This is a genomic window from Dietzia natronolimnaea, assembly GCF_002289575.1.
GTDB lineage: Bacteria > Actinomycetota > Actinomycetes > Mycobacteriales > Mycobacteriaceae > Dietzia > Dietzia natronolimnaea_A.
In genome coordinates, this window is the sequence record NZ_NTGA01000007.1 from 134,842 (window position 1) to 148,949 (window position 14,108).

Annotated in this window: 14 protein-coding genes; 11 read left to right on the top strand and 3 right to left on the bottom strand. The window is 72.0% G+C overall.

The features are described from left to right. Position 1: 1 nt before the first annotated feature. The gene (locus CEY15_RS04430; protein WP_095717466.1) at positions 2-862 is read right to left on the bottom strand and encodes a hypothetical protein; all 861 of its coding nucleotides are present in this window, start codon (positions 860-862) and stop codon (positions 2-4) included. Positions 863-895: 33 nt separating this feature from the next. Between CEY15_RS04430 and CEY15_RS04435 the strand changes: the two genes are divergently transcribed. From CEY15_RS04435 to CEY15_RS04465, 7 genes are all read left to right on the top strand, one after another. Then, entirely contained in the window at positions 896-1,843 is a 948-nt protein-coding gene (locus CEY15_RS04435) for a Ppx/GppA phosphatase family protein (RefSeq protein ID WP_042330006.1), read from the top strand. A gap of 1 nt (position 1,844) precedes the next feature. Then, a complete protein-coding gene (locus tag CEY15_RS04440) occupies positions 1,845-3,473 on the top strand; it encodes a hypothetical protein (protein WP_095717467.1) in 1,629 nt (542 codons plus the stop codon). A 106-nt stretch (positions 3,474-3,579) separates the two neighbouring features. Continuing rightward, entirely contained in the window at positions 3,580-4,422 is an 843-nt protein-coding gene (gene proC / locus CEY15_RS04445; RefSeq protein ID WP_095717468.1) for a pyrroline-5-carboxylate reductase, read from the top strand. Positions 4,423-4,670: 248 nt separating this feature from the next. Next, positions 4,671-4,892: a helix-turn-helix domain-containing protein gene (locus CEY15_RS04450; RefSeq protein ID WP_017837771.1), complete on the top strand. Its 222-nt coding sequence runs from the start codon at positions 4,671-4,673 to the stop codon at positions 4,890-4,892. A gap of 172 nt (positions 4,893-5,064) precedes the next feature. Continuing rightward, positions 5,065-5,166, top strand: coding sequence for a 30S ribosomal protein bS22 (locus CEY15_RS04455; protein ID WP_003855542.1), 102 nt, complete (start codon positions 5,065-5,067; stop codon positions 5,164-5,166). A 175-nt stretch (positions 5,167-5,341) separates the two neighbouring features. Beyond that, a complete protein-coding gene (locus tag CEY15_RS04460) occupies positions 5,342-6,553 on the top strand; it encodes an NAD-dependent epimerase/dehydratase family protein (RefSeq protein WP_042330023.1) in 1,212 nt (403 codons plus the stop codon). After that, positions 6,550-7,683, top strand: coding sequence for a lysophospholipid acyltransferase family protein (locus CEY15_RS04465; protein ID WP_095717469.1), 1,134 nt, complete (start codon positions 6,550-6,552; stop codon positions 7,681-7,683). The genes CEY15_RS04460 and CEY15_RS04465 overlap by 4 nt, the downstream gene beginning before the upstream one ends. Before the next feature lie 54 nt (positions 7,684-7,737). Here the strand turns inward: CEY15_RS04465 and CEY15_RS04470 are convergent, their stop codons facing one another. Then, positions 7,738-8,847 (bottom strand): HAD family hydrolase, encoded by a 1,110-nt coding sequence (locus CEY15_RS04470; protein WP_095717470.1) that lies wholly within the window; start codon positions 8,845-8,847, stop codon positions 7,738-7,740. 71 nt (positions 8,848-8,918) lie between these two features. Here CEY15_RS04470 and CEY15_RS04475 point away from each other — a divergent pair, with 71 nt between their 5' ends. After that, positions 8,919-9,188, top strand: coding sequence for a glutaredoxin family protein (locus CEY15_RS04475; RefSeq protein ID WP_095717471.1), 270 nt, complete (start codon positions 8,919-8,921; stop codon positions 9,186-9,188). A 38-nt stretch (positions 9,189-9,226) separates the two neighbouring features. Here CEY15_RS04475 and CEY15_RS04480 read toward each other — a convergent pair whose 3' ends face one another. Next, positions 9,227-9,634: an HNH endonuclease gene (locus CEY15_RS04480; RefSeq protein ID WP_095717472.1), complete on the bottom strand. Its 408-nt coding sequence runs from the start codon at positions 9,632-9,634 to the stop codon at positions 9,227-9,229. Between the two features lie 401 nt (positions 9,635-10,035). On the opposite strand from CEY15_RS04480, the gene CEY15_RS04485 reads away from it, so the two are divergent. From CEY15_RS04485 to CEY15_RS04495, 3 genes are all read left to right on the top strand, one after another. Next, complete coding sequence (locus CEY15_RS04485; RefSeq protein ID WP_176475017.1) at positions 10,036-11,400, top strand: glutamyl-tRNA reductase; 1,365 nt, start codon at positions 10,036-10,038, stop codon at positions 11,398-11,400. Further along, positions 11,397-12,395, top strand: a complete 999-nt coding sequence (gene hemC / locus CEY15_RS04490) for a hydroxymethylbilane synthase (protein WP_095717474.1) — start codon at positions 11,397-11,399, stop codon at positions 12,393-12,395. Before CEY15_RS04485 ends, hemC begins: the two co-directional genes overlap by 4 nt. A 69-nt stretch (positions 12,396-12,464) precedes the next feature. Beyond that, a complete protein-coding gene (locus CEY15_RS04495; protein ID WP_095717475.1) occupies positions 12,465-14,108 on the top strand; it encodes a uroporphyrinogen-III synthase in 1,644 nt (547 codons plus the stop codon).

The window sequence follows — 14,108 nt, forward strand, 5'->3', positions numbered from 1 at the left end:
ATCAGGACCCGCAGGCCCGCCCGGAGGTCGCCCGCTCGGTCGCGGGGTGCACCGCGACGATCCCCAGCTGGCGGCGGCGCCGGCACGCCGCGGCCAGCACCTCGTAGCAGTCGGCCCCCAGCAGCTCCACCAGCTCGTCGCGCAGCGAGACGAACACCGGTTCGGTCCCGACGTGCGCCTCGGGCGAACCGGTGCAGTACCAGTCCAGGTCCAGCCCGCCGGGGCCCCAGCCGCGACGGTCGTACTCGGCGATACGGGTGTGCAGGACCTCCACCTCGTCGGCCCGGGTCTCCCACTCCTGCGTGCGGCGGATGGGCAACTGCCAACACACGTCCGGTTTGGATTCGGGCAGGGTGCGGCCCGTCCGCGCCGCCATGTGGTGCAGGGCGCAGCCCGAGCCGGCCGGGAAGCCGACGTCGTTAAAGAACACGCACCGGCCGCCCAGGCGGCGCGTCCGCAGAGCGGGCTCGGGGTCGCCGTCGTCCCCGGTGAGTTCGTCCTCCTCCAGCCACGGCTCGAGATCGCCGCCCTCGGCCTCCGCGGCCTCCAGCGCGGCCCCCCGGTGCTGCCAGTCCCCGGGGCCCAGGAGCTCGACGTTCACGGCCAGGCGTGTGCGGTCGTCGTCGTCGCAAAGAAACGCGCCGTGGGTACAGCAGCCCGCGTCGGGCTGCCCTGCGTCGATGCCGTGGCAGGCCGGTGTGCCGAACACGCACGTCCACGAGGACAGCAGCCACGTCATGTCCGCGGACACGAGATGCTGGTCGTTCGCCGGGTCCGGGAACGTGTACCACTCGCGGGGGAAGTCGAGGGGGACTTCCGCGGCGGGCGCGCCCGGGCTGCTGGTCCGTTCGGTGGCGGTCACAACCTGCGACCGTAGACCGTTTAGGGTGGGCGTGTGAGATTAGGTGTCCTGGACGTCGGGAGCAACACGGTCCATTTTCTCGTGGTCGACGCCCATCGCGGGGGGCATCCCACTCCCATGAACGACTCCAAGACGCGTCTGCGCCTCATCGAGTACCTCGATGAGGACGACAACATCTCGAAGACCGGCGTCGCCAGGCTCGTCGACGCCGTGAGTGAGGCCGCTGACCTGGCCAAGGCCACCAAGTGCCGCGAGGTCATGGCCCTGGCGACCTCCGCCGTGCGCGACGCCGCCAACTCGGACGCGGTGCTCGAGAAGGTCGAGAAGGAGACCGGGATCGCTCTGCGCGTGCTCTCCGGCGAGGACGAGGCGCGCATGACCTTCCTGGCCGCCCGCCGCTGGTTCGGCTGGAGCGCCGGGCGGATCGTCAACCTCGACATCGGTGGCGGCTCACTCGAGCTGACGAACGGCGAGGACGAGCTGCCCGAATACGCCTTCAGTCTGCCCCTGGGTGCCGGACGGTTGACGCACGACTGGTTCAAGACCGATCCGCCGGAGCGCAAGCGCATCAACCAGCTGCGTGACTTCATCGACGCCGAGCTGGAGGGCCCCGCCAGGGAGCTGCGGGCAGCCGGTGTACCCGACCTGGCCTGTGCCACGTCCAAGACGTTCCGCACGTTGGCTCGGCTCACCGGTGCGGCGCCGTCATCGGAGGGGCCGCGGGTCGAGCGGATCCTCACCGCGTCGGGTCTGCGGCAGGTGATCGCGTTTATCTCTCGCATGACGGCCGCTGACAGGGCAGAGTTGGAGGGCATCAGCTCTGACCGATCGCATCAGGTGGTCGCGGGAGCGCTGGTGGCGGAGGCGTCGATGAGGGCTCTGGGTTTGGAAAGTGTGAAAATCTGTCCGTGGGCCCTGCGGGAGGGCCTCATTCTGCAGCGTCTCGACCGGGACGCGGGCGGCGACGGGAAGGGGAGCTGAGATGGCCGAGGATCAGGACGGTCAGCAGATCACCGTGGCGGAGCTGCTCAAGCGCATGGGCGCGGAGCAGTCGGACGCGGCGGCACCCAAGGCGCGTCGGCGTCGGCGGGCCGACGAGGGCGGCGGCAGCGGCGTGAGTGTCTCCGAGCTCACCGGCGAGATCCCTCGGATCACCGACGACACCGAGCTCGGCAGCCGCGCCGCGCGTCGCCGCGCCCGTGAGGCCGAGCAGGCCTCCGAGCAGGCTTCCGCGCAGGCCCCCGCGCAGACCCCCGCGCAAACCCCCGCGCAGACCTCGAAGCCCGCCGGACAGAGCGCCGCCTCGGGGGAGAAGTCGTCCGAGACGACGACGAGCCCGTCCGCCTCGCAGGATGTGCGGCCGGGCAGGCGTCGAGCACCCGAGACGGACGCGCCCGGTGACGTGCGTACCTCCGAGGCGCCGGGCAGACGCCGTGCGCCGGAGCCCGCCGCGCAGTCCCCTGCCTCCACACAGTCGCGGTCGCAGACCGGGCCTCAGCCACAGACGTCGCCGGCATCGTCGACCCCGCAGGACACGACTCCGCAGGCAACGACCCCGCAGGCTCCGGGCCAGCAGTCGATGCACTCCCACCCATCGCCCCGGTCGTCCGACTCCGAGCGGTCCGCCGACTCCGGCAAGAAGGGCGGGCTGCGCGGACTGTTCGGTCGCAAACGAAAGGCCGAGGACGACTCCGCGGGCGGGGACACGACCCGGGAGCAGTCCGGGCCACCTGCCTTCCGTCCGACCCCGGCGGGTCGTTCGGACACCCCACCCGGCGTCGCCGCGAGTGCCGCTGCAGGTGTCGCGGGGACCGCCGCTGCCGGGGCGGCCGCGTCGACGGATCGAAGCGCTCCCACCGTGCCGGTGGAGAAGGTCGACTCGAGTCGTGCCTCGTCGACTCCCGACGGCCCCACTCCGGTCGCCCCGGCTCCGGCCACGTCGGTGTCCACCGCACCCACCGCGCCCGGTTCCACCGCACCCACGGGGTCCGGCCACACCGCGGCGTCGACCTCGGAGGCGTCGACGGCTGCTCCTCCGAAGAAGTCCGGTCCGGCGGGGGACACGTCGGCGTGGGGCATTCCGTCGGGCAGCGGTTCGACACCCCACAAGGCCCCCGACGTCCCGGCCGACACCCCGGCCGACGCCGCGGCCGGCGGAGCAGCGGCCAGGGGCGCGGCCGCGACAGGCGCCGCTGCCACCGGCGCGGCAGCGGCAGGGGCGGCCGCGAGCGGCGCGGCGACGTCTCGGCCGGACGTCTCGACCGACCCCGGCCCGGGCAGCGTTGCCCCCGCCGACGCCGACGCCGACGCCCCCGCCGAAGCCCCTGCCGACGCCGACCAGGCCGTGCGCTCCTCCACCACGGAGTGGCTGGTCCTCGTGGCGCAGTTACTGGCCTCGGGCGTCGCCGGCGCGGCCCTGTTCATCGGCTTCCATCTGTTGTGGCGGGACCTTCCGTGGGTGGCCATGGCCCTCGCACTCGTCGTGATCGTCGGCCTGGTGGCCATGGTCCGCGTGCTCCGCAGGTCCAACGACACGGTCAGCATCGCGCTGGCGGTGATCGTCGGCCTGGGAGTGACCTGCGGGCCACAGTTGCTCAGACTGATCACCTGACCGGCCCACGGCTCCAGGCCGATCCCGCCCCGACTCCGCCCGCGCCTCACGGTGCGGGCGGAGTCGTCGTTCCGGGCCGTCGCGGACGTGTGGCACTGTTGGGGACATGACGAGAATCGCAGTGGTCGGTGGCGGACGCATCGGCGAGGCACTCATCGCAGGTCTCCGCAAGTCGGGGACGGAGCAGTCGGACATCGTGGTGATCGAGGCCGTCGAGCCCCGCGCCTCGGAGCTGGCCAAGAAGTACTGCATCCTCTCGACGAGCCTGGACATCGGCTGCGAGGGCGCGGACGTGATCGTGGTGGCCGTCAAACCGGGTGACGTCCCCGCGGTGGTCGACCGGATCGGCGACGCCATCTCCGACAGCGTTCACGAGTCGATCGTGGTGTCCCTGGCGGCAGGTGTGCCCACCTCGGTGCTGGAGAACAAGCTCAGTGCGGGATCCCCGGTCGTGCGGGTGATGCCCAACACCGCGATGCTCGTGGGGCAGGGCGTCTCGGCCGTGTGCAAGGGCCGCTACGCGCGTGACGAGCACCTGGAGAAGGTGGTCACGGTCATGGAGAGCGTCGGCGCCGTCGTCGTCGTCGACGAGTCGAAGATGGACGCCGTGACGGCCGTGTCCGGCTCGGGCCCCGCCTACTTCTTCCTCCTCGCCGAGGCGATGGTGGACGCGGCGGTGGAACAGGGCCTGCCCCGCGACGTCGCGCTGCGGCTCGCGACCGGCACCGCCCTCGGCGCCGGCGCGATGCTCACCGCCGGGGGGGACGGCCCCGCCGACCTGCGTGCGGCGGTCTGCTCCCCGGGCGGCACCACGGCGGCGGCGATCCGACGGCTCGAGTCCGGCGGCTTCAGGTCGGCCGTGGCGGACGCGGTGGAGGCGTCGGCGACCAGGTCGAGAGACCTGGCCCTGGCCGCGCAGAAGGCGGACGACGACGAGCGGGACGACTGAACCGCCGACGCATCAGCCACTCCCGTCCCGCCAGGTGAGATGTCAGCCACCTCGGCGGGACGCCGTATTTAACACAAGCCCTGCTCAGAGCGGGTGAGGACGCGGTCGGACGGCGTGTCGTCAAAGATATTTGCCCACTCCCGTCGCATTGATCACACCCTTCACGCTAGGCTCATGCCCAGCACGTGCGTGTCAGTACCGCAGGAGGGGAAGCCTGCGGCACGACGCGTGCCACGAAGGGTTGAGAGATGGCGACTACCGACAAGACCGAAGGCGGCGCACAGGCGGCGGGGGGTTCCCAGTTCCTCACCGTTGCCGAGGTCGCAGCGCTGATGCGCGTGTCCAAGATGACGGTCTACCGGCTCGTCCACTCAGGCGAGTTGCCCGCGGTGCGGGTGGGGCGGTCGTTCCGCGTGCATTCCAAGGCGGTCCACGAGTACCTGGACACGTCGTACTTCTCCGCCGGGTGAGCCACCCGGACCCCGCTGGTGCACCGGTGCTCGGGTCCGTTTTCGTCGCGGCCCCGCCTGCGGGTAGTCTGGACGGGTTCCGTACCGGCTTCCGAGCCCGCTTAGACGCCGGAACGCAGTAAGCCCGCTGTAAGGCCCCAGACCAGTAGTCGACAGGTAGGTGACCCCCGATATGGGTTCTGTGATCAAGAAGCGCCGCAAGCGTATGTCCAAGAAGAAGCACCGCAAGATGCTCCGCCGGACGCGCGTGCAGCGTCGCAAGCTCGGTAAGTGAGTCCGGCGGCGCCGAGATAGCGCCCGGACTCACGCCTGCAGCAGATGCCCGTCACCCGAGATGGTGGCGGGCATCGGTGTGTCCGGGACCAGGCGTGGCGAGGCGCCCGGACGTCGGTGAACGGGGGCGCGGACCGGGCAACGGAACGTGGGGGTCCCCCGCTACAGTGGTCTGGGTGAACCCCGAAGCGCCAACCCGCCGGCCCGCACGGGCGGTCGCTGTCGTGGGCGGGAGCAGGTACCTCGGTGCCCACCTCGTGGGGATGCTGCTCCGGACCGAGACCGTCGAGCGCGTGCTGGCGATCGACTCGGTCAAGCCGTCGCCGCAGCACCGCCGCCGGATGCGGGACGCCGAGTTCGTCCGGCTCGACCCCCAGTCGCCGCGTCTGCAGAGCATCCTGCGGGACGCCGGCATCGACACCGTGGTGCACGCCGGCCTGCACCACACCGATTTCGCCCCGGGCGGCCGCGCCGCCGTCAAGGAGTCCAACATCATGGGCTCGATGCACGTGATCGCGGCCTGCGGCCGGGCCGCCAGTGTCAAGCGGTTCGTGCTGATCTCCTCGACCACCGTCTACGGCTCCTCGGGAGTGGACCCGGCGATGTTCACCGAGGACATGGCGGCCCGCCGCCAACCCAGCGGCGGCATCCCTCTGGATCACCTTGCGGTCGAGGGGTACGTGCGGGGGATGTCCCGCAAACGGCCGGACATCGACGTGACCATCCTGCGGATTCCGGCGATCCTCGGCCTGCCCGAGCCCACGGTGTTCGGGGAACTGCTCGCGCCCTCGATCGCCCCCGTCCTGGCGGGGTACGACCCCCGCATCCAGCTGCTGCACCCGCAGGACGCACTCGACGCGCTCCTGCACGCCACCCAGGGCGCCGCGCCGGGGACGTTCAACATCGCCGGAGACGGGGTGCTCACACTGAGCCAGGCGATCCGGCGGGCCGGGCACGTCCCGCTGCCGGTGCCGCCGCAGACGTTCAAGCTCGCCGTGCGACTGCTGTCCAGCCAGGGACTGCGCGACATCGGCTCCTCGCAGCTGCGCTACCTGCGCTTCGGGCGAGCCGTCGACACCACACGCATGCGCCAGGAGTTCGGCTTCACACCCCGGTACACCACCGAGGAGGCGCTGCACTCCTACCTCGTGGACTCCGGGACGGAGCCCCTGATCACCCGCGCCTCGCTCGAGCGTCAGACCGCCAAGGTCGCCGCCCTGCTCCCGGCTCCGGTGGCCGACCGGCTCCGCTCGGGGGTCGACACCACCCTGTGCGAGCTCGAGGCACTCGGGGCTCTGCCCGACCCGCACGAGCCCGACCCGCACGAGGGCGACCCGCACCAGGGCGATGCTCCCAAGGCCGACGCGATCCAGGAGGAGGCGCTGTGAGGGGCCCTGAATTCGACCTGAGCCAGCCGCTCGGCGGGCCCCGTTGGGGGGAGGGGCGCCGCGACTCACGCAGCTCCCGCATCGTGGGCGAGGGGTTCCTCGGTGCGACCACCCCCGGCGATGCCGCGGCCACCGAGATCGGCCGGATCGTCGACAGGTTCCTCACCGCGGTCCGGGACTCCCTCGGCCAGGTGGTCGAGGCACTGCCCGTCGACGCCGAGGTCATGGGACCCGTCCGTGAGGCCGCGCGGAATGTCGACGCGATGCTGGCGACCGGCGACGTCAGCGCACTGTCGGGGTTGGTCGAGACGATCAACGGCGTCGGCGAGCTGATCGCCACGCGGCTCACGGGCGGTTACGAGGTCGACGAGTTCGGTTTCGACGAGCACTTCCACGAGCACGTGTGGCTGCCGCTGTGGCGTCCGCTGTTCGAACACTGGTTCCGGGTCGAGGTGATCGGCGCCGAGAACGTGCCCGCGGAGGGCGCCGGGCTGATCGTCTCCAACCACGCCGGGGTCCTCCCGCTCGACGCCATGATGACCACCGTCGCCGTCCACGACCACTCGGGACGCGCCCTGCGGCTCCTGGCCGCCGACCTGGCGATGACGCTTCCGGTGTCCGCGCCACTTGCGCGGCGGGCCGGGGCGACCCTGGCCTGCGCCGCCGACGCCGAGCGCCTGCTCGAGAGCGGGCACGTGGTCGCCGTGTGGCCCGAGGGTTACAAGGGACTGGGCAAGCCGTTCTCGGACCGGTACCGGCTGCAACGCTTCGGCCGCGGGGGGTTCGTCTCCACCGCACTGGACGCCGGCGCGCCGATCATCCCGTGCTCGGTCGTCGGATCGGAGGAGATCTACCCCAAGATCGGCGAGTTCTCCCCGTTGGCGCGTCTGCTGGGCGTCCCGTACCTGCCCATCACCCCGACGTTCCCCATGCTCGGTCCTCTCGGTGGGATCCCGTTGCCCACCAAGTGGACCATCGAGTTCGGCGAACCCATCGAGACCTCCCACCTCGGTCCGGACGCCGGCGACGACCCGATGATCGTCTTCGAGATCACCGACCAGGTCCGCGAGACCATCCAGAACACCCTGTTCCGGAACCTCGCGCGTCGCGGGAGCGTCTTCTTCGGCTGAGCCGTTCGGCCGCGCCCGCCGGCCGGGGTCCCGCGCGTCGGGAACGAGGTCGGGTCAGAAGATCCGTCGGATCTGGTCGATGGTCCGCACGCCGTATGAGGACTTGACGGCCGCCCGCGCGCCGGCGAGCCCGCCCACCGCGAGTACGCCCGGGACCGCCTTCTTGGCGGCCTTGCGGACGGTGCGGAAGTCCTTGATGTCCCAGCCGTTCTCCGAGGCGTACTTGCGCAGCCGCCCATCCGGGTTGATGGCCACCGGGTTGCCGACCATCGTGAGCATGGGCATGTCGTTGAAGCTGTCCGAGTAGGCGTAGCACTTGGCCAGGTCGAATCCCTCGGCCTCGGCGAGGGTGGAGATGGCGTGCGCCTTACCCGGCCCGTGCAGGATGTCGCCCACCAACCGGCCCGTGTACACGCCGTCCTCCTCCTCGGCCACCGTGCCCAGCGCGCCCGAGAGCCCGAGCCGCGACGCGATCACCCGCGCGAGCATGACCGGCGTCGCGGTGACCAACCAGACCTGCTGACCGGCGTCGAGGTGCATCTGGACCAACGAGCGTGTGCCCGGCCAGACGCGGTCGAGCATCGAGGTGTCCACGACCTCCTCGCTCAGCGCGGTCAGCTCGGCGACGGTGTGACCCTTGACGAAGTTCAGGGCCTTCTCGCGGCCCGCCGCCACATCGTCGGCGTTCTCCTTGCCGGAGACCCGGAACTTGACCTGCGACCACGCCATCGACGCCACGTCCTGCGCGGTGAAGAACTTGTGCTTGGCCAACCCGCGCGCCAGCAGGATGATCGAGGCGCCCTGGATCAGGGTGTTGTCCACGTCGAAGAACGCCGCGGCCTGCGGGTCGGGGACGAACTGCGTCGCGGCATGGTCGTCGAGGTCCTCGGCGGTGGCGTCGGCGAGCGGAGGGCCCGGCTCGGCTTCGGGCTCGAGCTTGACCGCGTTCCTGGCCGAGGCCTCGCCGGCGACGCGCTGATCGCGGTGGTTGCGTCGGCGCCAGACCAGTCGGCCGATCGCGCTGGTGACGTCCGCCCGCCCGGGAAGCCGGAGACGAGTGCCCTCTGAGTCTGAGTCCGGGTCCGCGTCCGGGTCTGAAGCCGACGCCGGGGCCGGATTCGAGGCCGGGTCGGCGTCATCGGCGGCGTCGGTGTGGTCGTTCACCGGGTGGACCTCCTAGTGGGGGTGGGACCCCATCCTAGGGGAGCCCGGAGGGGGTCGGGCACTATCAGTGCATGGTGCACACGGTGACCCTGCTTACTCGTGAGGGCTGCGGAAGCTGCGTCCGCGTCCACGGCCAGCTGCTGCCGCTCTGCGCCAGCGCGCACGCCCGGCTCGAGGTGGTGGACGTGGACCGTGCCGGCGATCCCGAGCTCGCGGCGGAGTTCGGCGACCGCCTCCCCGTGGTCCTCGTGGACGGCGCGGAGCACTCGTGTTGGGAGGTCGACGACGACGAGCTGAGCGCCGACCTCGCCGCCCCCGAACCGTTCCGTGGCTGGGACTGAGCCCGCCGACCGCACCGACCGGACCCACCGCGCTCGCGCTACTCGTCGGCGCGCAGGGCCCGCAGGATCGTCGCGTGCCGGACCAGGAACGTGCGCTCGTCGAGTTTCTTGCGCCGCAGCCACCCGGTGACCTCGCTGTTGTGCTTGCTCGCGTTGCAGGAGGCGCACGCGGGGACCACGTTCTCCAGCGTGTAGCGACCTCCTCGCGACACGGGCATGACGCAGTCGCGCTGCAGGGCCGGGCCAGGAGAACGGCAGTAGGCGCACCCGGCCCACGCGCGGAGGAGGTGCGCCCACTGCGACGGGGTGAGGTCGTTGTCGACGCGGGAGAGGCGTCGCTGCCGTCGCTTCGCGTACCGGGCGCGGGACGCCCGCCCACCCCCACGCCCCGACGCGGACGAGGTGGTGGAGGACGTTGTCGCGGAGGACCTGCGGCGAGGCGGCACCGCATGACCGTACGCCGCCTCCGAGCGTCCGGAGGCGGTGTGGCCGCGCGTGCCGCGACATGGGCCGGAGGCGCCGAGGGGCCGCGTCGCTCATCGTGGCCGCTGGGCGTCACCCGGGCATAGCATCCGCCCCGGCGACGGTTTTGTCCCGGGGTGCCAAGCGGGTTACGGTGGAGTTCGTTGCGGGTCGAACGCAGGCCCAGGCCACGGCCGTTCCGGCAGGGATTCCCATCGGGAATCGTCCTGCGTGCAGCCGTGCAGACCGACAGGAGACGACCGACTGTGGACCACTGTTCCGGCTGTGCGTTCAGTGTCGTCCGGCGGTTCCCGGTGTCCCGAGTTGACGCGACGGTGTCCATTCTGGCATGGGCGCCAACGGCCCTCGCGTCCGGGGGTCGGTCGTGAGCATCCTCCTGGTGGGACTGTCCCACCACAGCGCCCCGGTCGCCCTGTTGGAGTCGGTGGCTGTCGCGGAAGCCGACCGCGACGCCCTCACCGAGAGCCTGATCGGTGGCCGCCACGTCGACGAGGCGATGATCGTCACCACCTGTAACCGCGTCGAGGTCTACGCGGCGGTGGAGGCGTTCCACCCGGCGCTCGACGACGTGGTGGATCTGCTGTCGCGGCACTCCGGCCTCTCGGCCGAGGAACTCAGCCGCCACCTCTACGTCCGCTACTCCGAGTCGGCGGCCGAGCATCTGTTCTCGGTGGCGTCGGGCCTGGACTCGATGGTGGTGGGCGAGCAGCAGATCATCGGGCAGATCCGCACCGCCTACCAGTCCGCGTCCGATATCGGCGCGGCCGGCACGACCCTGCACCGACTCGCCCAGCAGGCCCTCCACGTGGGCAAGCGCGTCCACACCGAGACGGGGATCGACTCGGCCGGGTCCTCGGTGGTGTCGGTGGCGCTCGACCGCGCCGCGGAGCTCCTCGCCGCGGGGGACAGCGCCGGGACCACCACCGCGTCGCCGTCGCCGTCGTCGCGTCGTCTCGACGGTCGCCGGGCGGTGGTGCTCGGAGCGGGCGCGATGGGCGGACTCGCGGTCGCGCACCTGGGTCGTGCCGGGATCTCTCATATCGACGTGACCAACCGCACCCCGGACCGCGCCGATCGGCTCTCCGAGATCGCCCGGGATTCCGGTACCCCGGCCTCGGCGTTCCCCATGGAGGACCTCGCCGACGGGATCGCCGCCGCGGACATCCTCTTCACCTGTACCGGAGCGGTCGGCGCCGTCGTGACGCTGGGAGACGTGCACACCGCGCTCGCCCGTCGCGGCCCGGGCCGTCCGCTGGTGATCTGCGACCTGGGGATGCCGCGCGACGTCGACCCCTCCGTCTCGGGTCTGCCAGGAGTGACCGTGTTGGGGATCGAGGAACTGAACGCGGACCCGGCCACCTCGGCCGCGGCCGCCGACGCCGCCCGCACCATCGTCGACACCGAACTCGCGGCGTACACCCAGGCCGAGCGCATGGCCGGGGTCGGGCCGCTGATCGGCCAGCTCCGCGGTCGCGGCGGCCAGGTGGTGGCGGCCGAGATGCGCAGGCTGGAGTCGCGACTGCCGGACCTCGACGACAGGGTCCGTGACGAGGTGGCCAACACCGTCCGACGGGTCGTGGACAAGCTGCTGCACCCGCCGACGGTGCGGTTCAAGGAGCTCGCGGCCCAGCCCGACGGCGAGAACCTGGCGGCGGTCGTGCGGACGCTGTTCGACCTCGACAGCGTGGGCCGTCTGGACGAGACCAGCGTGGACGAGGAGGCGTCATGAGCAGGACCCTGAAGGTGGGGACGCGGGGCAGCGCCCTCGCGACCACGCAGGCCGGTCACGTGCGGGACGCCCTCATCGCCGCCGGTCACCCGGCAGAACTGGTGATCGTGCGGACCCGGGGCGACGTGGTGATGGCGCCGGTCGAGCGGATCGGTGTGGGCGTCTTCACCATGGAGTTGCGCTCCGCGCTCGAGCGCGGCGACTGCGACGTCGCCGTCCACTCGTACAAGGACCTCCCGACGGCGCCCGACGACCGGTTCGCGCCGATCGTGGTGCCACCGCGTGTCGACCCCTCGGACGTGCTCATCGCACGTGACGGGCTGACCCTGGCCACGCTGCCCCAGGGCGCGCGAGTCGGGACCTCCGCGCCCCGTCGGCGGTCGCAGCTCGCCGCGCTCCGGCCGGATCTCGACCTGCACCCGCTGCGCGGCAACATCGACACCCGGATGTCGTACGTGACCAGCGGCGACCTGGATGCGGTCGTCCTGGCCGCCGCCGGGCTCGACCGGGTCGGCGTGGGCGAACGTGCTACCCAGCGGTTCGGCATCGACGAGATGCTCCCCGCCCCGGCGCAGGGCGCGCTGGCCGTCGAATGCCGCGCCGACGACTCCGGCGCCGCCGAGGCGATCGCGCTCCTGGACCACCTGCCCTCGCGGATCCGGGTGATCGCCGAGCGACGTCTCCTCGCCGAACTCGAGGCCGGGTGCACCGCGCCGGTCGGGGCGCGCGCCGAGCTCGACGGGGGTGTACTCACCCTGCACGCCGTCGCCGCGTCGCACGACGGGTCGACCGTGCTCCACGCCGAGGGGACCACCGCCACCTCCGACCATCCCGACGGCCCCGTCGCGGCGGCCGACGACCTGGGCCGCCGACTCGCGGCGGACCTTCTCGCCCGGGGCGCACGCGACCTCATGACCGACACGTCCCCCGAGGAACGGGCCCCGCTCGTGCCGAAGGAGTCGACGACGGCGCCACCGACCGTCCCCGAGACCTGATCCATGTCCCCTGAAGCTCCCCGTCGCGCGCAGCCAGCGCGCGACACCCACCCCACGGAGAGACGAACAATGACTCGAGCACGCACCACCCGCCCCGGAACCGTCCGCTTCGTCGGCGGCGGCCCAGGCAACGCGGGGATGCTCACCTGCAGGGCCCGGGAGGTCCTCGCGGGGAACGCACTGGTCTTCGCCGACGCCGACGTCTCCACCGAGGTGCTCGCGCTCGTAGCACGCGACGTCCCGGTCCCGGAGGAACTGCTCGACGCGCGCCGCGCCGAGATGGACGCCGCCGTCGCCGCGGAGGACAAGGCGGAGATCAAGCGCCTCAAGTCCCTGCCCGCTCCCACCGCCGCGGACGTGCGTCCCGTCCTGGGTGAGCCGGCCGCCGTGGCCAAGCAGCTCGTCGCCGAGGCCAAGAAGGGGCGCGACGTGGTGCGGCTGGTCACCGGTGACCCCATGACCACCGACGCCACCGTCACCGAGATCGCGTCGGTCGGACGCACCGTCGTGCCGTTCGAGGTCGTGCCGGGTGTCGCCGAGGCCACCGCGGTCCCCGCGTTCGCGGGCATCGCCCTGGGGTCCGGCTACGTGTTCGCGGACGGCCGCGGCAAGGTCGACTGGGCCTCCCTGGTCAGCTCGCCCGGCCCGATCGTCCTGCGCACCACGGGTCGGCACCTCGCCGAGGCCGCGTCCGGGCTGGCCGAGCAGGGCCTGGGGGCCGGGACCCCCGTCACCGTGACCTGCGCCGGCTCGCTCTGTGCCCAGAAGTCCGCCGACGGCACCCTGGCCACCATGGCCGAGGTCGGTCGCGAGATGGACGGCGACCTCGTGGTGACCATCGGCAAGTCCGCCGGCGAACGCCATCGTCACCAGTGGTGGGAGTCGCGGGCCATGTTCGGCTGGAACGTGCTCGTGCCCCGCACCAAGGCTCAGTCCGCCGAGATGAGCCAGCGGATCGCCGAGCACGGCGCCGTGCCGGTGGAGGTCCCGACCATCGCGGTGGAGCCGCCCCGCAGCCCCGCCCAGATGGAGCGGGCCGTCAAGGGCCTCGTCGACGGCCGCTACCAGTGGGTCGTCTTCACCTCCTCCAACGCGGTCCGCGCGGTGTGGGAGAAGTTCTGCGAGTTCGGGCTCGACGCGCGCGCGTTCTCCGGGGTCAAGATCGCCTGCGTCGGCGAGGGCACCGCGGAGCGCGTCCGCGAGTTGGGCATCCAGCCCGAGCTGCTGCCCTCCGGCGAGCAGTCCAGCCTGGGTCTGCTCGAGGTCTTCCCGCCGTACGACGACGTCCTGGACCCCGTCAACCGGGTCCTGTTGCCGCGCGCCGACATCGCGACCGAGACCCTCGCCGAGGGTCTGACCGGCCGCGGCTGGGAGATCGAGGACGTCACCGCGTACCGCACGGTCCGCGCCGCACCGCCGGCGGCGGAGATCCGCGAGATGATCAAGAGCGGCGGGTTCGACGCCGTCTGCTTCACCAGCTCCTCCACGGTCCGCAACCTCGTGGGGATCGCGGGCAAGCCGCACGCCCGGACGCTGATCGCGTGCATCGGGCCGCGCACCGCCGAGACCGCCGCCGAGTTCGGGTTGCGCGTGGACGTGCAGCCGGACAACGCGTCGGTGCTGGACCTGGTGGACGCGCTCGCCGCGCACGCCGACCAGCTGCGTGACGCCGGCGAGCTGCCTCCCCCGCGTCGTCGCGCGCGCCGGCGCTGA